Source organism: Serratia sp. CY27727 (assembly GCF_052169275.1).
GTDB classification, from domain to species: domain Bacteria; phylum Pseudomonadota; class Gammaproteobacteria; order Enterobacterales; family Enterobacteriaceae; genus Serratia; species Serratia sarumanii.
Window position 1 is genome coordinate 1 of the sequence record NZ_JBJNLB010000008.1, and the last position, 16,609, is coordinate 16,609.

The window sequence follows — 16,609 nt, forward strand, 5'->3', positions numbered from 1 at the left end:
ACCGCGGCGGCTACGTGCTGAAAGACTGCGCGGGCACGCCGGACGTCATCCTGATTGCCACCGGCTCCGAAGTGGGCATCACGGTGGAAGCGGCGGACAAGCTGACCGCGGCGGGCCGCAAGGTGCGCGTGGTGTCGATGCCGTCGACGGACGCGTTCGACAAGCAGGATGCGGCGTACCGCGAGTCGGTGCTGCCGGCGGCGGTGACGGCGCGCGTGGCGGTGGAAGCGGGTATCGCGGACTACTGGTACAAGTACGTGGGGCTGAACGGCGCTATCGTGGGCATGACCACCTTCGGTGAGTCGGCGCCGGCGGAGCAGCTGTTCGCCGAGTTCGGCTTCACCGTGGACAACGTGGTGGCCAAGGCGCAGGCGCTGCTGAAGTAAGCGGCCTGGCGCCAGCCAATAAGAAAGCCGGTCATCGTGACCGGCTTTTTTTATGGGCGGAACCTGCGGTTACGACGCGGCGTTGGCGCTTTCGACGCTGCGCAACCGGTCGTAAGCCGCCGCCAGCAACAGCACCAGCAGCGTAGGCTGCAGCCAGACCAGACCCTGTTCGGCCAGCGGCAGCTTATCGAACCAGGCGGGCAGCAGGCCGCTGAAGCTGGAGGCCTTCAGGCCGTCGGCGAGGCCAAACACCAGGCTGGTGGCGATCACCGGCGCGAAGACGCGCTTGGCGCTGCGCCAGCGGTTCTGGCTGAAGCTGAGTAACACCAGCGCGATGCAGGGCGGGTAGATCGCCGTCAGCACCGGCAGCGAGACGCGGATCAGATTGGCCAGCCCCATGTTGGAGACCAACATGGCGAAGAGGGCGAGGATAACCACCAGCGTGCGGTAAGAGAGCGGCAGGTAGCGGGAGAAAAAGTCCGCACAGGCGCAGGTCATGCCGACCGCCGTCACCAGGCAGGCGATGAACATCAGTACCGCCATAAAGACGCTGCCCAGATCGCCAAAGGTGTGTTGCACATAGGCGTGCAGGATCGCCGCGCCATCCTGAGCGCCACTCTCGACCAGGCCGCCGCTGCCGGCGCCGAGCTTGAACATGCAGATATAGACCAGCGTCAGGCCGACGCCGGCGATCAGGCTGGCCCACAGGGTGTAGCGCAGCAGCAGGCCGCTGTCGCTGACGCCGCGCGAGCGGGCGGCGGTGACGATAATCGAGCCGAACATCAGCGCCGACAGCGTGTCCATGGTTTGATAACCCTGCACGAAGCCGGTGGAAAACGCCGCGGCCTGATAGCTGCCGACGGCGGAGACCGGTTCACCGGCGGGCCAAACCAGGGCGGCGATGCCGAGCGCGGCCAGCGCCAGAATTTTTAGCGGCGCCAGAATATGGCCGACGTTATCGAGCAAGCGGCCGGGATACAGCGAGACGATCATCGCCAGGGTAAAGAACAGCAGGCTGTAGATGAACTGCGGCAGGGCGCCGTCGCCGGTGAAGGGCGCGATGCCGAGGGCGAAAGAGACATTGGCGGTTCGCGGCGTGGCGAACAGCGGGCCGAGCGCCAGATAGCAGACGGTCGCCAACAGCAGGCCGGCGGTGCGGCCGATGGGGCCGGTCAGCAGGCTGATGCTCCCGCCGACGCGCGCCAGCGCGATCACGGCGATCACCGGCAAGGCGACGGCGGTCACCATAAACCCGAGGGCGGCCGGCCACAGATGTTCGCCGGATTGCAGCCCCACCAGCGGCGGGAAAATGATGTTGCCGGCGCCGACAAACAGAGCGAAGGTCATAAAGCCCAGGGCGATAATGTCTTTCGGGGATAAATTCTTGGTCATAACGGTATGGCACTGCCTGTATTCATGAAATAAACGGCCTGGTTGCGGATGGAGAACCGCAGAGGGCAGGCGCAGGGGGCCGCGAGCGCCCGCAAAATTTTCGTCCGGCAGGATATAATAATTCGGCGACAAAAACCTGATTAATACAGCGCTGTTTATCCTGGTGTGAACCGGCCGTACAAAGGGATCATGGCGGCTGGCCCGGCTGCGCGTTAGCTCGCGTGTGCCACCCTGTCTATCGACAGCGGGATTTCGAGATGCGGTTTGAAAGAGTCATAGGCGAAAGAGACATGGCCGTCTTCGACCGGTTTGCGGGTGAAAAAGATCGGCATATCGCGGGTTGAATGCCGGCGTTTGTCCTGAAGTTTCCAAGATCGCCATCGTACAGCGAATTCGCCTGCTGCGGCGCTCTCGCCTGGCCGAATAGTCTGCAACAGAAAGTGCCGTAAAGCCCGCGCTGCCGGGCTTTTTTGTTGGCTAAAAAACGCCCAGCCTCACAAAATCGAAAGATAACAAAGCAACGCCGTTGCCTCGTTGTAGTTATTAACTATATGTTAATTTTTGGTTTATTAAATGTGATCATGGGATGGATGATGATGAAAAAAATCAGCGCGACCGTAGCTGCAATCACCTTACTGGGCTCCGTTTCCGCCTATGCGGCCTTCCCGGCGGGCTACCCCGCCGACTATCAGAAATGGGTCGACGGCGCGAAGAAAGAAGGCAAGGTGGTGATTTACTCGACCACCGACACCAAGGCGGCGGCGCCGCTGATCCAGGGGTTCGAGGCGTTGTATCCGGGCATCAAGGTGGAATACAACGACATGAACAGCACCGAACTCTACAACCGCTTCATCAGCGAGCAGGCGGCCGGCGGCACCAGCGGCGACGTGGTGTGGAGCTCGTCGATGGACACCATTTTGAAACTGGCGGGCGATTACGCGCAGGAGTATGCCTCCCCTGAGCAGGCCCAGCTGCCGAAATGGGCGGTATGGCAAGATAAAGTGTATGGCACCACCTATGAGCCGGTGGTGTTTATCTATAACAAACGCCTGATCCCGCAAGGCGATGTGCCGGATTCTCACGCGGCGCTGGCCAAGCTGATCGCCGGCCAGACGGACAAATTCAAGAAGAAAGTCACCACGTACGACATCGAAAAATCCGGCGTCGGCTTCATGCTGTCGGTGCAGGACTTCAAGGCCGATCCCAACTACTTCAAAACGCTGGCCGACGTGGCCAAGGGCGGGTTGGCGGTGCAATCCTCCACCGGCACCATGATGGAGCGCGTCTCCTCCGGTGAAAACCTGATCGGCTTCAATATCCTCGGTTCGTACGCCGAGGCCCGCGCCAAAAGCGACCCGTCGCTCGGCATCGTCTATCCGAAAGACTATACCCTGGTGCTGTCGCGCGTGAGCTTCATCAGCAAAGAGGCCGGCAACCCTAACGCCGCCAAGCTGTGGTTCGACTACGTGCTGTCGGAGAAAGGGCAAAGTATTCTCGCCAATCAGGCGGATATCCCCTCGATCCGCAACGACATCGAAGGCAAGAACGACATCGATGGCATGACCAAGCTATTGGGTAACGCGCTCAAGCCGATCCCGGTTGACGACAGCCTGCTGGAATATCTGCAGCCGGTCAAACGCCTCGACTACATCAAACAGTGGCGCGCCGCCGCGGCGAAATAACAGGGACTGCATTCGGACGCGCGCCTGCCTTAGAGGCGCGCGCCCTTTGGTCGTTGTTTACAACCATAGGGAGCATTTATGCAAGCATGGCGCAGAAAGTGGCAGAGCCTGCCGCGCGGCCTGGTGGTGTTGATAACCGCGCTGGTTATCTATGTCCCCCTGTCGTTTATCATCATTCAAAGCTTCCTCTCGGCACCGTTTTTCTCTCCCTCCAAGGTCTTCAGCCTGGAGGCTTTCGAGTTCATCTTTACCGATCCGGATTTCTACAAAGCGCTGAAGAGCGGCTTTATTTTGGCATTCGGCCTGGTGATCATCGCCATCCCCCTCGGCGGCATTTTGGCTTTCCTGATGGTGCGCACCGATCTGCCGGGGCGGCGGATCATCGAACCGCTAATTCTGGTGCCGATCTTCGTATCGCCGATGGTGCTGGGTTTCGGTTACGTGGTGGCGGCGGGGCCGGTGGGCTTCTTCTCGCTGTGGGCGCAGGCGCTGCTGGGCTTCGTGCCGTGGAACATCTATTCGATGGCCAGCATCGTGGTGATAGCCGGATTGACGCACGTGCCCCACGCGTATCTGTATATCTCCTCGGCGCTGCGCAGCGTGGGCTCCGACGTTGAAGAAGCGGCGCGCACCGCCGGCGCCACGCCGCTGCAGGTGATGACCGCCGTCAGCCTGCCGATGGTGCGGCCGTCTATCTTGTACGCCGGGGTGCTGCTGTTTTTCCTCGGGCTGGAAGTGTTCGGCCTGATGCTGGTGCTGGGGGATCCGGAGGGCAATCTGGTGCTGGCGACCTACCTTTACCAGTTGACCAACAAGCTGGGCACGCCGTCTTACCACCTGATGGCGGCGGTGGCGGTGGTGCTGATCTGCATCACCATTCCGCTGGTGATGCTGCAGCGTCGGCTGATGCGCACCGCCAACCGCTTCGTTACCGTCAAGGGCAAAGCCTCGCAGGCCCGCGCGCTGCCGCTGGGCAAATGGCGCTGGGTGGCCGGCGCGGTGGTGGTGTTCTGGCTGACCGTGACCATCGGCGTGCCGCTGATCGGCGTAGTGCTGCGCGCCTTTATCTCCAACTGGGGCGTGGGCGTGTCAGTCTGGGACGAGCTGTCGATCAACACCTTCCGCACCATCTGGGCGCAGCCCAACCTGCTGCGCGCCATCGTCAACTCAATGGCGATTGGGGTGATTGGCGGGGCGCTGGCGGTGGCGTGCTACCTGTTCATCGGCATCGCCATGCACCGCAAGCCGGATGGCGCCACGCGCTTCCTCGACTACAGCGTGCTGGTGCCGCGCGCGGTGCCGGGGCTGCTGGCCGGTCTGGCATTCCTGTGGGTGTTTCTGTTCCTGCCGATGTGGCTGGACAAATCGCTCAAGGAGGGCTGGCTGTCGGCGCTGCCGATGGCCGAGTGGCTGCGTGCTAACTGGATTGTCTGGCTGCGTTCGCTGCGCAGCACCATCTTCAGCGTCTGGCTGGCGTACACCGTGGTGTGGATGGCTTACGGCCTGCGGCTGATCTCTTCTACGCTGCTGCAGGTGGGGCCGGAACTGGAGGAGGCGGCGCGCAGCGCCGGCGCCAGCCGCGGCCAGATCACTCGCCACGTCACCATTCCGCTGTCGCGCTACGGCCTGATTGGCTCCTGGCTGCTGATGTTCCTGATTTTTGAACGCGAATATTCCACCGGGGTGTATCTGCTGTCTCCGGGCACGGAAACCATCGGTTCGATGCTGGTTTCCCTGTGGGCCGCGGGCGCTATCGATATCGTCGCCGCGCTGTCGTTCATCAATATCCTGCTGGTGGTGCTGGGGTTAGGGATTGCCTTGCGCTTTGGAGTGAAATTACATGATTGAACTTTCGGTAGAGAATCTGCATTTGACCTATGGCGACAACCCGGTGCTGAAAGGGGTGTCGATGGATCTGAAACGGGGCGAAGTGGTCTCGCTGCTGGGCCCGTCGGGCAGCGGCAAAACCACGCTGCTGCGGGCGGTGGCCGGGCTGGAGAAACCGAGCCAGGGGCGGATCGTCATCGGCAATAACGCGGTGTACAACGGCAGCGCACGCAGCGAAATTCCCGCCGAAGAACGCAACCTGGGTCTGGTGTTTCAGTCCTACGCGCTGTGGCCGCATAAAACGGTGTTTGAGAACGTCGCTTACCCGCTGAAGCTGCGTAAGATCGCCTCGGCGGAAGTCACCCAGCGGGTGCAGGCGGTGCTGGATCAGCTCGGGTTGGGGCATCTGGCCAAGCGCCATCCGCACCAGCTTTCCGGCGGCCAGCAGCAGCGCGTGGCGATCGGGCGGGCGCTGGTCTACAACCCGCCGGTGATCCTGCTGGACGAGCCGCTGTCCAACCTTGACGCCAAGCTGCGCGAAGAGGCGCGGGTATTCCTGCGCGAATTGATCATCAAGCTTGGCCTGTCGGCGCTGATGGTGACTCACGATCAGAACGAGGCGATGGCCATTTCCGATCGCATCCTGCTGCTCAATAACGGCAAAATCGAGCAGCAGGGCACGCCACAGGAGATGTACGGTTCGCCCACCACGCTGTTCACCGCCGAGTTCATGGGCAGCAACAACCGCTTGCCGGGCAAGGTTGTCGCGCTGGAAGGCGACCGGGCGCGCATCGAAGGCAAGGATTGGGCACTGTGGGGCAAAGCGGGCGCAGGCGTGCAGGTCGGCCAGGAGGGCTCGGCGGTGATCCGCGTGGAGCGCGTGCGGTTGGGCGAAGATCCGCAGGGCAACCAGCTTGAGCTGCCGCTGTTGACCAGCATGTATCTCGGCGATCGCTGGGAGTACCTGTTCCGCACCGTGGCCGAGGATTTCGTGGTGCGCGCCTATGGCCACGAAGCGCGCGATCGGGCGCTGTGCCGGCTCTCCCTGCCGGCCGAGCATCTGTGGATATTCCCGAAAGCCTAATCAGGACGCCCGCAGGCGCGGGCGTTCCGTTTACAGAGTTAAACCGCTAGCGGCGATCTTTTCCGGGCGGTGTACGTTTCCCGGCTGGCAACGTCGGCGAAAGTGCGGGTGACGGTCGAATTTTTGCGCGACTATTTCCGCGAGCACTACGGCGAAACGGGGCCAGCGAGTGAAAATCCGCCGCGGCCTTGAGGCCAAAAATGTGCGCCAGATCATCTTATGCTCGTAAAACTCCCCTCCGTTACTTGTGGAACTGTTGCACCTGTTCCTTTTGCCAAAACTTTGGTTTATGCTCAGCTGAAGCGTTTCAGTTGAAGCACTCTTCGACAGAAATGCCGATGTGACGGCGGCGAAAAGCCGCTGAAGCGCGGGAATAATGCAAACGCGGCGATTCACAGCGGGCGGTGCGATCCACTACTCTATGCGGGTTAGTGAGACAACCAGTCAGCGCCGGCCCGGCGCCGGTGAGTCAGCCCGGCGGGACGGCCCTTTTTCAGGAGCAGCATGACCATCCGCATAGCGATAAACGGCTTTGGCCGCATCGGCCGCAGCGTATTGCGCGCACTGTACGAATCGGGACGACGGGCGGAAATCTCCGTGGTGGCGATCAACGAGCTGGCGAACGCCGAGGGCATGGCTCATCTGCTGAAGTACGATTCCAGCCACGGCCGCTTCGCCTGGGATGTGCGGCAAGAGTGCGACACGCTGAGCGTCGGGGACGACGCGATTCGCCTGTTGCATCAGCCGGCGGTGGAGCAGTTGCCCTGGGGCGAGCTGGGCGTCGACGTGGTGCTGGACTGCAGCGGCGTGTACGGCAGCCGGGCGGATGGCGAAGCCCATCTGGCGGCGGGGGCGAAGAAAGTGCTGTTCGCCCATCCGGGCGGCAACGATCTGGACGCCACCATCGTGTTCGGCGTCAACCATCAGACGCTGTTGGCGGAACATCGCATCGTGTCCAACGCCTCGTGCACCACCAACTGCATTATTCCGGTGATCAAGCTGCTGGACGACGCCTACAGCATCGAATCCGGCACCGTGACCACCATTCACTCGGCGATGAACGATCAGCCGGTGATCGACGCGTATCACGCGGATTTGCGGCGCACCCGCGCGGCGAGCCAGTCGATCATTCCGGTCGACACCAAGCTGGCCGCGGGCATCACCCGTATCTTCCCGCAGTTTTGCGATCGCTTCGAGGCGATCTCGGTGCGCGTGCCGACCATCAACGTGACGGCTATCGATCTCAGCGTCAGCGTGAGCGCCGCGGTGAAGGTGGCGGAGGTCAACCAGCTGTTGCAAAAGGCCGCACGGGAATCATTTCGTGGTATAGTTGACTACACGGAATTACCATTGGTCTCGATCGATTTTAACCATGACCCGCACAGCGCTATCGTCGACGGTACGCAGACCCGGGTCAGCGGGCAGCACCTGATAAAGACCTTGGTCTGGTGCGACAATGAATGGGGCTTTGCCAATCGGATGTTGGATACAACACGGGCAATGGCCGCCAGCGGTTTCTAGTACGGCGGCGCCGGCGTGATTGGCGCGCTGCTCAGGCAATTTTATAGAGATTCAATAAAGAGGGTTCACCATGTCTGTAATTAAGATGACCGATCTGGATCTGGCGGGTAAACGCGTACTGATCCGCTCCGATCTGAACGTGCCGGTAAAAGACGGTAAAGTGACTTCCGACGCGCGTATCCGCGCTTCCCTGCCGACTATCGAAGCTGCGCTGAAGCAAGGCGCCCGCGTGATGGTAACCTCCCACCTGGGTCGTCCTACCGAAGGCGAGTACAACGAAGAATTCTCCCTGTTGCCTGTTGTAAACTACCTGAAAGATCACCTGAAATCCCCAGTGCGTCTGGCGAAGGATTATCTGGATGGCGTCGACGTCGCCGAAGGCGAACTGGTGGTGCTGGAAAACGTCCGTTTCAACAAGGGCGAGAAGAAAGACGACGAAACCCTGTCCAAGAAATACGCGGCGCTGTGCGACGTGTACGTAATGGACGCGTTCGGCACCGCGCACCGCGCGCAGGCTTCCACCCACGGCGTGGGCAAGTTCGCGCCTGTCGCCTGTGCCGGCCCGCTGCTGTCCGCCGAGCTGGAAGCGCTGGGCAAGGCCCTGGGCAACCCGGCCCGTCCGATGGTTGCCATCGTGGGCGGTTCTAAAGTCTCCACCAAACTGACCGTGCTGGATTCCCTGTCCAAAATCGCCGATCAGCTGATCGTCGGCGGCGGCATCGCCAACACCTTCGTGGCGGCGCAGGGCAACAACGTGGGCCAGTCCCTGTACGAACCTGACCTGATCCCGAACGCGCAGAAACTGCTGGAAACCTGCGACATCCCGGTTCCGACCGACGTGCGCGTAGCGACCGAGTTCTCCGAAACCGCGACCGCGACCGTGAAGCAGGCCAACGAGATCCAGGACAACGAGCAAATTCTGGATATGGGCGACGTCTCTGCCGAGCGTCTGGCCGTTATCCTGAAGAACGCCAAGACCATTCTGTGGAATGGCCCGGTTGGCGTATTCGAGTTCCCTAACTTCCGTAAGGGCACCGAAATTGTCGCCCGCGCGATCGCCGATAGCGACGCTTTCTCTATCGCTGGCGGCGGCGACACTCTGGCAGCCATCGATCTGTTCGGTATCGCTGACAAAATTTCCTACATCTCCACCGGCGGTGGCGCATTCCTGGAATTCGTTGAAGGGAAACCGCTGCCTGCAGTCGTGATGCTGGAAGAGCGCGCTAAGCAGTAATTCAGACAACGGGAGGCGAAAGCCGCCCGTTTGTTTTATACCGCGCGGCTCACGCTGCGCGGCGTGAAAACATCGATTTACATCCATCTACGGCCGACGAAACAGGACAAAGTAACATGTCTAAAATTTTTGATTTCGTAAAACCGGGTGTCATCACGGGTGATGACGTTCAGAAAGTCTTCGCAGTTGCTAAAGAGAACAACTTTGCGCTGCCAGCGGTGAACTGCGTGGGTACCGACTCCATTAACGCAGTGCTGGAAGCCGCGGCTAAAGTGCGCGCGCCGGTCATCGTTCAGTTCTCCAACGGCGGCGCCGCGTTCATCGCCGGCAAAGGCGTGAAGACCGATGTGCCTCAGGGCGCAGCGATTCTGGGTGCCATCTCCGGCGCACACCACGTTCACCAGATGGCTGAACACTACGGCGTGCCGGTGATCCTGCACACCGACCACTGCGCGAAGAAACTGCTGCCATGGCTGGACGGCCTGCTGGACGCCGGCGAGAAGCACTTCGCCGCTACCGGCAAACCGCTGTTCTCTTCTCACATGATCGATCTGTCTGAAGAGTCTCTGGAAGAAAACATCGAGATCTGCAGCGCCTACCTGAAGCGCATGGCCAAAATCGGCATGACGCTGGAAATCGAACTGGGCTGCACCGGCGGTGAAGAAGATGGCGTGGACAACAGCCATATGGACGCTTCCGCACTGTACACCCAGCCGGAAGACGTGGCTTACGCGTATGAAAAACTGAACGCCATCAGCCCGCGCTTCACCATCGCTGCCTCCTTCGGTAACGTGCACGGCGTGTACAAGCCAGGCAACGTCAAGCTGACCCCGACCATCCTGCGTGATTCTCAGGACTACGTGTCCAAGAAATTCAACCTGCCGCACAACAGCCTGAACTTCGTGTTCCACGGCGGTTCCGGTTCTACCGACGCAGAGATCAAAGAGTCTGTGGGTTACGGCGTGATCAAGATGAACATCGACACCGACACCCAATGGGCGACCTGGGACGGCATCCTGCAGTACTACAAAGCGAACGAAGCTTACCTGCAGGGCCAGCTGGGCAACCCGAAAGGCGCCGATCAGCCGAACAAGAAATACTACGATCCACGCGTATGGCTGCGCGCAGCGCAGACCAGCATGGTGACGCGTCTGGAGCAGGCTTTCAAAGATCTGAACGCGGTAGACGTTCTGTAATCTTCGGCACCTGTTGCACGATGCAAAAGGCTCCCTGCGGGGAGCCTTTTTCGTTTTCAGCCCAGCAGGCCGGCGCCGACGTTGATAGACAGGCCCAGGATCAGCATGTTGAACACGAACGAAATAACCGACTGTACGAGCGCGATTTTACGCACCTCCGCGGCGCCGACCGCCACGTCGGCGGTTTGCGAGGCGACCGCGATGGTGAAAGAGAAGTAGGCGAAGTCCAGATAGGTCGGCTCGGTGAGATTGCCGGGGAACAGCAGCGGCAAAGGCTCCTGCTGCGCACCCTGGCGATAAAATTGATGGGCGTAGTGCATGGTGAAGGCGGTCGGCAGCAGCAGCCAGGAGACCGCCAGCGTTCCGCCGGTTAACGCCAGATGCAGGGTTTTCAGCGAGTCGCTGGCCTGTTTGGCGCTGCTCAATTCGAACAGGATCGCCAGAATGCTCACCAGACAACCGAAACTGACCAGCGCCAACACCGTGCTGGCGCTTTCATCCTGTCGCCGGGCGATCTGGCGAATGTGCTGCGGCGTGCTGACCAGCATCAGCCGCCAGAGAAACAGCAGATAGAGCCAGGCCAGCGTATTCCAGCCGATCATCAAGCGCTGCAGCAACGAGAGCTGGGCGGGCAGCAGCAGAAAGCACAACAGCCCGGCGCCGACGGAAAACAGCAGCCTGGGCCGCACTTGCCAATAGTGTTTGAGCGAAGAGCGAATGTGCATGAAGAACGGATCCCTTGTCGTGAAATGGCCAACGCGCTGTTTTCAGCATAGAAGAAGCGGCGGGCGGTTTCGGCTATTTTTAACGCTGACGGTTGGCATGAGCCTTTAATGTTGGTTACCCTTAGGCGGTGGTTTCCGACTGGCTGCCGAGGCCAGTGTATTTTTGCGAGTTTCTCCCGTTAGGGACTGAGTTAGGACGACACGAATGAAAGATTTGAATGTAGTAGACGGCATCAACGGTGCCGGCAACTGGTTGGTGAAGAACCAGGATCTGTTGATCCAGTACGCGGTAAATATCGTCGCCGCCATCGTTATCCTGATCATCGGTTCGATCGTGGCCCGCGTGGTCGGTAATGCGCTGAACCGCGTGATGAAGCTGCGCGGCATCGACGCCACGGTGGCAGACTTCCTGGCGGCGATCGTGCGCTACGGTGTGCTGGCGTTCACCTTCATCGCCGTGCTGGGGCGTGTCGGCGTGCAGACCACCTCGGTGATCGCCGTGCTGGGCGCCGCCGGTTTGGCCGTCGGCCTGGCGCTGCAAGGCTCGCTGTCCAACTTCGCCGCCGGCGTGCTGCTGGTGATCTTCCGTCCGCTGCGCGTGGGGGAATATGTCGATCTGGGCGGCGTGGCCGGTACCGTCGATCAGGTGCAGATTTTTTCCACCACCCTGCGTACCGCAGACAACAAAACCATCGTGGTGCCGAACGGTAAAATCATCGCCGGCAACATCATCAACTACTCCCGCGAGCCGAACCGCCGCGTGGATATCGTGGTAGGCGTGGCCTACAACGCCGATATCGACGTGGTGAAGAAGGTGCTGGGCGATGTGATCGCCGCCGACAAGCGCATCATGCACGCCAAAGGCGTGACCGTGCGTCTGAACGAGATGGCGCCGTCTTCCCTGAACTTTGTCACCCGTTCCTGGACCACCAACGCGGAATACTGGAACGTGTACTTCGATCTGATGGAAAACTTCAAGCGCGCGCTGGATGCCCACAACATCGGCATTCCGTTCCCGCAGATGGACGTGCACCTGTATCGCACCGAAGACGCTTCCGCCAAGGCGGAATAACAGAGAAGGGGGCCTTGGCCCCCTTTTTGATTACAGGCCGAGACGTCTCCAAGGGCGTCTCGGCCTTTTCTTTTCCGCGAGCTCAGGCGCCGACGACCGGCTTGGCGAGCGGCGCGCGGCGGCGCAGGCTGAGGCGATAGAGCAGGAAGATGGCGCCCGCGCCCAGCAGCGCAGGCAGCGCCAGCCAGAGGAAGAACACTTCCGCCGAGCCGGCGGCGGTCATCATCCAGGCGCCGAGCATTGAGCCGACGATCGAGCCGAAGCGGCCATTGGCCATGGCCCAGCTGACGCCGGTGACGCGGGCCGCGGTCGGATAAAGGGTGGCGGAAACCAGATTCAGGCCGTTCTGCGCGCCGGCCACGCCGAAGCCTATCAGGAACACGACGGCGGCCAGCGTGTAGACGTCGCCCATCAGATACCCGGTCGCGCCGATCACCAGCGCGGCGCCCAGGTAGGAAACGGCCAGCACGCGGTAGGGCCCGATCCGGTCCATCAGCAGCGCCATCAGGATGGCGCCCAGGGTGCCGCCGAGCGGCACCATCGCCCCGATGCGCGAGGCGTGGACGATATCGTAACCGGCGTCTTTAAGTATCGTCGGCAGCCAGCTGGTGAGCAGGTAGAACACGAACAGCGAGCAGAAGAACGCCGCCCACAGCAGCAGTGTGCGCACGGCGCGCCCTTCGATAAACAGGTGCGAGATCGGCGACTTGGCCTGTGCCGGGCGCTCGTCATCGACAATGGTTATCCCCGTCCAACGTTGGCCGGTGATACGCTCGACCACCCGGCGCAGCCGATCGGCATGCCTGGCGCTGGCGGCCATAAAGCGCACCGATTCGGGCATTTGCCAGGCCAGCAGCGGCAGCAGCGCCAACGGCGCGATGCCGCCGACCAGCAGCACGCCGCGCCAGCCAAATGCAGGAATGATCTGCCCGGCCAGCAGGCCGCCCAGGGCCAAGCCGGCGGTAAAGCCGCTCCAGCTCAGGGTGACCATCAGCATGCGGCGGCGCGCCGGTGAGTACTCCGAGCTGAGGGTGATGCAGGTCGGTATCGCGCCCCCGAGGCCAATGCCGGTGATGAAGCGCAACAGGGTCAGGGATTCGATTGAATGCGTATAGGCCGAAGCTAGGGTGCAGCTGCCAAATACCAGCACCGCGACGAGCAGCACGCGTTTGCGGCCGATGGCGTCGGCGATCGGCCCGAACAGCAGGCTGCCGATCAGCAGGCCGAACAACCCCGCGCCGAAGGCGGGGGAGAGTTGCGAGGGCTGCAGGCCCCACTCTTCGCGCAGCGCCGGGGCGATATAGCCGATGATGGCGGTATCGAAGCCGTCCAGCAGGGCGATCAGGAAACACAGGGTAAGGATGAGGATTTGATAAGGCGAGATCCTGGCGCGATCGATAATTTCGCTGATGCGAGCGGTATCTGGGCTCATGAGGGTTCCACTGTTATTAAGCTGGTGTGGGCTGGCTGAGGGGCCGTTCAGGCCGCTGTGGCTGGCATCGCGTAGAAACCCGAGTATACACCAGAGCGGGGGCGTTGCGGGGAGGGGGAGTCGATGATCATCGCCCGCCGCAGGAGGTACCTGTGACGGGCGCTTGGCAAGGTTATTTGGCTAACAGTTCTCGGCGCACGATCTCGGCGCCTGCACTCAAGGCATTCAGCTTGCCGCTGGCGACCTGGCGAGGCAGGGGAGCCATGCCGCAGTTGGTCGACGGATAGAGCTTGTCGGCATCGACAAACTGCAGCGCTTTGCGCAGCGTAGCGGCCACTTCCTCCGGCGTCTCAACGGTATGATTCGCTACATCAATGGCGCCGACCATCACTTTTTTGCCGCGAATCAGTTCCAGCAGATCCATTGGGACGTGCGAGTTATGGCACTCCAGCGAGATAATATCGATGGTAGACGTTTGCAGCTTGGGGAACGCCTCTTCATATTGCCGCCACTCTGAGCCCAGCGTCTTTTTCCAGTCGGTATTGGCTTTAATGCCGTATCCATAGCAGATATGCACCGCCGTTTCACACTTAAGCCCTTCAACGGCCCTTTCCAGGGCGGCGATGCCCCAGTCATTCACCTCGTCAAAGAACACGTTAAATGCGGGCTCATCAAACTGAATAATGTCGACGCCGGCGGCCTCGAGCTCTTTGGCTTCCTGATTGAGGATCTTGGCGAACTCCCAGGCCAATTTCTCGCGGCTTTTATAGTGGTTGTCATAAAGCGTGTCGATCATGGTCATCGGCCCCGGCAGGGCCCATTTAATCGGCTGCTTGGTCAGCTGGCGTAAAAATTTGGCGTCTTCAACGAAAACGGGCTTTTGGCGCGCCACGGCACCCACGACGGTTGGCACGCTCGCCTCATAGCGATTGCGGATTTTAACCACTTCGCGTTTCTCGAAATCGACGCCGCTGAGGTGCTCGATAAACGTCGTGACGAAGTGCTGGCGCGTTTGCTCGCCATCGCTGACGATATCGATGCCGGCCTGTTGTTGTTCAGCCAGCGACAAACGCAGGGCATCCTGTTTCCCTTCGATTAATTCTTCATTTTGCAATTTCCAGGGCGACCACAGGGTTTCCGGTTGGGCCAGCCAGGAAGGTTTGGGCAAGCTGCCGGCGGTCGAGGTAGGGAGCAATATTTTCATAATAGATGACCTGTATTTAAGTGAATCAAAGCGCGTAGTGAGCAGACCATTGCTCAAGAATGGGCTTGTAGGGTTTGATAAATTGCTCTTCCGTAAATTTCCCCTGCTCAATCGCTAACTGGCTACGCTCTTCGCGATCGTAAACAATCTTGGTTAATGAATAGTCCTGGTTATTGAGGCTTGGCTGATAGCATTGCCCCGCCGCCGAGTTGGCATTGTAAATTTCAGGCCGATAGATTTTTTGGAAGGTCTCCATCGTGCTGATGGTGCCGATCAGCTCCAGATCGGTGTAATCGCTCAGCAAATCCCCGGGGAAATAAAACGCCAGGGGCGCGACGCTATTTTTCGGCATGAAATAGCGCACCTGCAGGCCCATTTTTTTAAAATACCGGTCGGTCAGCGAAGCGCCGTCTTGCCGATACTCGTCGCCCAACACCGGATGTTGATTGCCCGTCCGATGATAGGTGTCTTTGCTGGACACGCTGAGGCAGATCACCGGCGGTTTGCTGAAATTCTCATGGTATTCGTTTGAATTGACGAAGTGCTTAAAGATATTGCCGTGCAAGTCGCCGAAATCATTCGGGATAGTGAATTCCGCCGTGTTTTTATTGTGCGCCGGCAGCAAGACGCTAAAGTCATAATCGCGCACGTAAGACGAGAAATTGTTCCCGACGATGCCCTCAATTCGCTTTTGCGTTTTTTTATCGATGATGTTGGTTTTCAATATTTCGATCACCGGGAAGCTGGCGCCCTGATCTTCAACGCGCATCTCCACCGAAATGATGTCAAGCTCAACCGAATAGCGGTCGGCCTTGGGGTTATCCCAATGCGCCAACGAATTGAAGCGATTGTTAATCATCACCAGCGTGTTGCGCAGGTTCTCCCGGCGGTTTTCCCCTCTGGCCAAATTGGCGAAGTTGGTGGTGATACGCGTACTTTCAGAAGGGTTATAATCTTCATCGAAAGAACTGCTCTTAATCGTAAAGGCAAAGTCTCTATTCATCGTCTTATAGCATCCTGTTATATGATATGAAGGCTGGATTTATCCATTTCTTTCAATGGGTTGTTTTTCTCTTTTTTTATTCAGCCGATTTCATATTGTCTGTCGTTAATGAGGTCTATTTTTGCCAGAGTCCCGGTGGGAGTGAAAGAGACTTAATTTCATTACCACATGAGCGCTATTCATGATCTGGCGTGGCCGCCGTCGCCCTGCGGCGCAAACCGCCAACGTACCGGGCCGGCAACCTGGTGCAGCCTGAAAAATTACGGGTATAATCCCCCCATGATCCCACGGCTTCAGACACGAACATGACAAAACTCACCTTACAAGAGCAGATGCTCAAAGCGGGCTTGGTAACCAGCAAGAAAATGGCCAAAGTCCAAAGAACGGCTAAAAAATCACGCGTTCAGGCCCGCGAGGCCAGAGAGGCGGTGGAAGAGAATAAAAAGGCGCAGCTTGAGCGCGATAAGCAGCTGAACGAGCAGCAAAAGCAGGCCGCGCTGTCCAAAGAATACAAGGCGCAGGTGAAACAGCTGATCGAAATGAACCGCATCGTTCTGGCGAAAGGCGATATCGGTTTCAACTTCACCGACGGTAACCTGATCAAGAAAATCCTGGTGGATAAGGCGACGCAAACCCAGCTGATCAATGGCCGCCTCGCCATTGCCCGCCTGGTGGTCGAGAACCGGGAAGAGTGTGAATACGCGATTATCCCCGCGAGCGTCGCCGATAAAATCGCGCAGCGCGATGCGGCCAGCATTGTGCTGCACAGCGCGCTGAGTCAGGAAGAACAGGATGAAGACGATCCGTACGCCGACTTTAAAGTGCCCGACGATTTGATGTGGTAAGCCGCG

The 16,609-nt window shown here is 59.7% G+C and carries 14 protein-coding genes and 1 pseudogene; 10 read left to right on the forward strand and 5 right to left on the reverse strand.

All coding sequences use genetic code 11. The features are described from left to right. Positions 1–386: transketolase-like TK C-terminal-containing protein (locus ACJ8HB_RS18080; RefSeq protein WP_314727578.1), on the forward strand; the 386-nt coding region annotated here is incomplete at its 5' end. Positions 387–455: 69 nt separating this feature from the next. Here ACJ8HB_RS18080 and brnQ read toward each other — a convergent pair. Then, positions 456–1,778 carry a branched-chain amino acid transport system II carrier protein gene (gene brnQ / locus ACJ8HB_RS18085; protein ID WP_047570604.1) on the reverse strand — a complete coding sequence of 441 codons (1,323 nt, stop codon included), beginning with the start codon at positions 1,776–1,778 and terminating at the stop codon, positions 456–458. Between the two features lie 593 nt (positions 1,779–2,371). On the opposite strand from brnQ, the gene ACJ8HB_RS18090 reads away from it, so the two are divergent. The 7 genes and pseudogenes from ACJ8HB_RS18090 to fbaA all read left to right on the forward strand — a co-directional run bounded on the left by ACJ8HB_RS18090 (position 2,372) and on the right by fbaA (position 10,322). Then, positions 2,372–3,460: an ABC transporter substrate-binding protein gene (locus ACJ8HB_RS18090; RefSeq protein WP_047570606.1), complete on the forward strand. Its 1,089-nt coding sequence runs from the start codon at positions 2,372–2,374 to the stop codon at positions 3,458–3,460. A gap of 78 nt (positions 3,461–3,538) precedes the next feature. Further along, positions 3,539–5,308: an ABC transporter permease gene (locus ACJ8HB_RS18095; protein ID WP_033635883.1), complete on the forward strand. Its 1,770-nt coding sequence runs from the start codon at positions 3,539–3,541 to the stop codon at positions 5,306–5,308. Continuing rightward, positions 5,301–6,371 carry an ABC transporter ATP-binding protein gene (locus ACJ8HB_RS18100; protein ID WP_047570608.1) on the forward strand — a complete coding sequence of 357 codons (1,071 nt, stop codon included), beginning with the start codon at positions 5,301–5,303 and terminating at the stop codon, positions 6,369–6,371. Before ACJ8HB_RS18095 ends, ACJ8HB_RS18100 begins: the two co-directional genes overlap by 8 nt. 66 nt (positions 6,372–6,437) lie before the next feature. After that, positions 6,438–6,563 (forward strand): annotated as a pseudogene (locus tag ACJ8HB_RS18105) (LysR family transcriptional regulator); the annotation flags it as partial. A 312-nt stretch (positions 6,564–6,875) separates the two neighbouring features. After that, positions 6,876–7,892, forward strand: coding sequence for an erythrose-4-phosphate dehydrogenase (epd, locus tag ACJ8HB_RS18110; RefSeq protein WP_004931582.1), 1,017 nt, complete (start codon positions 6,876–6,878; stop codon positions 7,890–7,892). A 70-nt stretch (positions 7,893–7,962) separates the two neighbouring features. After that, a complete protein-coding gene (pgk, locus tag ACJ8HB_RS18115; RefSeq protein ID WP_025160206.1) occupies positions 7,963–9,126 on the forward strand; it encodes a phosphoglycerate kinase in 1,164 nt (387 codons plus the stop codon). Between the two features lie 116 nt (positions 9,127–9,242). After that, positions 9,243–10,322 (forward strand): class II fructose-bisphosphate aldolase, encoded by a 1,080-nt coding sequence (fbaA, locus tag ACJ8HB_RS18120; protein ID WP_025304179.1) that lies wholly within the window; start codon positions 9,243–9,245, stop codon positions 10,320–10,322. A gap of 56 nt (positions 10,323–10,378) precedes the next feature. Here fbaA and ACJ8HB_RS18125 read toward each other — a convergent pair whose 3' ends face one another. Beyond that, positions 10,379–11,047 carry a DUF1345 domain-containing protein gene (locus ACJ8HB_RS18125; RefSeq protein ID WP_033635872.1) on the reverse strand — a complete coding sequence of 223 codons (669 nt, stop codon included), beginning with the start codon at positions 11,045–11,047 and terminating at the stop codon, positions 10,379–10,381. A 205-nt stretch (positions 11,048–11,252) separates the two neighbouring features. Here ACJ8HB_RS18125 and mscS point away from each other — a divergent pair, with 205 nt between their 5' ends. Continuing rightward, the gene (gene mscS / locus ACJ8HB_RS18130; RefSeq protein ID WP_033635871.1) at positions 11,253–12,119 is read left to right on the forward strand and encodes a small-conductance mechanosensitive channel MscS; all 867 of its coding nucleotides are present in this window, start codon (positions 11,253–11,255) and stop codon (positions 12,117–12,119) included. 82 nt (positions 12,120–12,201) lie between these two features. Here mscS and ACJ8HB_RS18135 read toward each other — a convergent pair whose 3' ends face one another. From ACJ8HB_RS18135 to ACJ8HB_RS18145, 3 genes are all read right to left on the reverse strand, one after another. After that, positions 12,202–13,551, reverse strand: coding sequence for an MFS transporter (locus ACJ8HB_RS18135; protein WP_094860047.1), 1,350 nt, complete (start codon positions 13,549–13,551; stop codon positions 12,202–12,204). Positions 13,552–13,723: 172 nt separating this feature from the next. Beyond that, a complete protein-coding gene (locus ACJ8HB_RS18140) occupies positions 13,724–14,755 on the reverse strand; it encodes a methionine synthase (protein ID WP_033635869.1) in 1,032 nt (343 codons plus the stop codon). A gap of 25 nt (positions 14,756–14,780) precedes the next feature. Further along, positions 14,781–15,758, reverse strand: a complete 978-nt coding sequence (locus tag ACJ8HB_RS18145; RefSeq protein ID WP_033635868.1) for a DUF1852 domain-containing protein — start codon at positions 15,756–15,758, stop codon at positions 14,781–14,783. A 305-nt stretch (positions 15,759–16,063) separates the two neighbouring features. On the opposite strand from ACJ8HB_RS18145, the gene ACJ8HB_RS18150 reads away from it, so the two are divergent. Further along, positions 16,064–16,603 carry a DUF2058 domain-containing protein gene (locus ACJ8HB_RS18150; protein WP_033635867.1) on the forward strand — a complete coding sequence of 180 codons (540 nt, stop codon included), beginning with the start codon at positions 16,064–16,066 and terminating at the stop codon, positions 16,601–16,603. Positions 16,604–16,609: the final 6 nt, after the last annotated feature.

What these genes read in the sequence shown, in the direction of transcription:
- brnQ (WP_047570604.1), bottom strand. Translation starts at nt 1,778, where the DNA reads ATGACCAAGAATTTATCCCCGAAAGACATTATCGCCCTGGGCTTTATG.
- ACJ8HB_RS18090 (WP_047570606.1), top strand. Translation starts at nt 2,372, where the DNA reads ATGATGAAAAAAATCAGCGCGACCGTAGCTGCAATCACCTTACTGGGC.
- ACJ8HB_RS18095 (WP_033635883.1), top strand. Translation starts at nt 3,539, where the DNA reads ATGCAAGCATGGCGCAGAAAGTGGCAGAGCCTGCCGCGCGGCCTGGTG.
- ACJ8HB_RS18100 (WP_047570608.1), top strand. Translation starts at nt 5,301, where the DNA reads ATGATTGAACTTTCGGTAGAGAATCTGCATTTGACCTATGGCGACAAC.
- epd (WP_004931582.1), top strand. Translation starts at nt 6,876, where the DNA reads ATGACCATCCGCATAGCGATAAACGGCTTTGGCCGCATCGGCCGCAGC.
- pgk (WP_025160206.1), top strand. Translation starts at nt 7,963, where the DNA reads ATGTCTGTAATTAAGATGACCGATCTGGATCTGGCGGGTAAACGCGTA.
- fbaA (WP_025304179.1), top strand. Translation starts at nt 9,243, where the DNA reads ATGTCTAAAATTTTTGATTTCGTAAAACCGGGTGTCATCACGGGTGAT.
- ACJ8HB_RS18125 (WP_033635872.1), bottom strand. Translation starts at nt 11,047, where the DNA reads ATGCACATTCGCTCTTCGCTCAAACACTATTGGCAAGTGCGGCCCAGG.
- mscS (WP_033635871.1), top strand. Translation starts at nt 11,253, where the DNA reads ATGAAAGATTTGAATGTAGTAGACGGCATCAACGGTGCCGGCAACTGG.
- ACJ8HB_RS18135 (WP_094860047.1), bottom strand. Translation starts at nt 13,551, where the DNA reads ATGAGCCCAGATACCGCTCGCATCAGCGAAATTATCGATCGCGCCAGG.
- ACJ8HB_RS18140 (WP_033635869.1), bottom strand. Translation starts at nt 14,755, where the DNA reads ATGAAAATATTGCTCCCTACCTCGACCGCCGGCAGCTTGCCCAAACCT.
- ACJ8HB_RS18145 (WP_033635868.1), bottom strand. Translation starts at nt 15,758, where the DNA reads ATGAATAGAGACTTTGCCTTTACGATTAAGAGCAGTTCTTTCGATGAA.
- ACJ8HB_RS18150 (WP_033635867.1), top strand. Translation starts at nt 16,064, where the DNA reads ATGACAAAACTCACCTTACAAGAGCAGATGCTCAAAGCGGGCTTGGTA.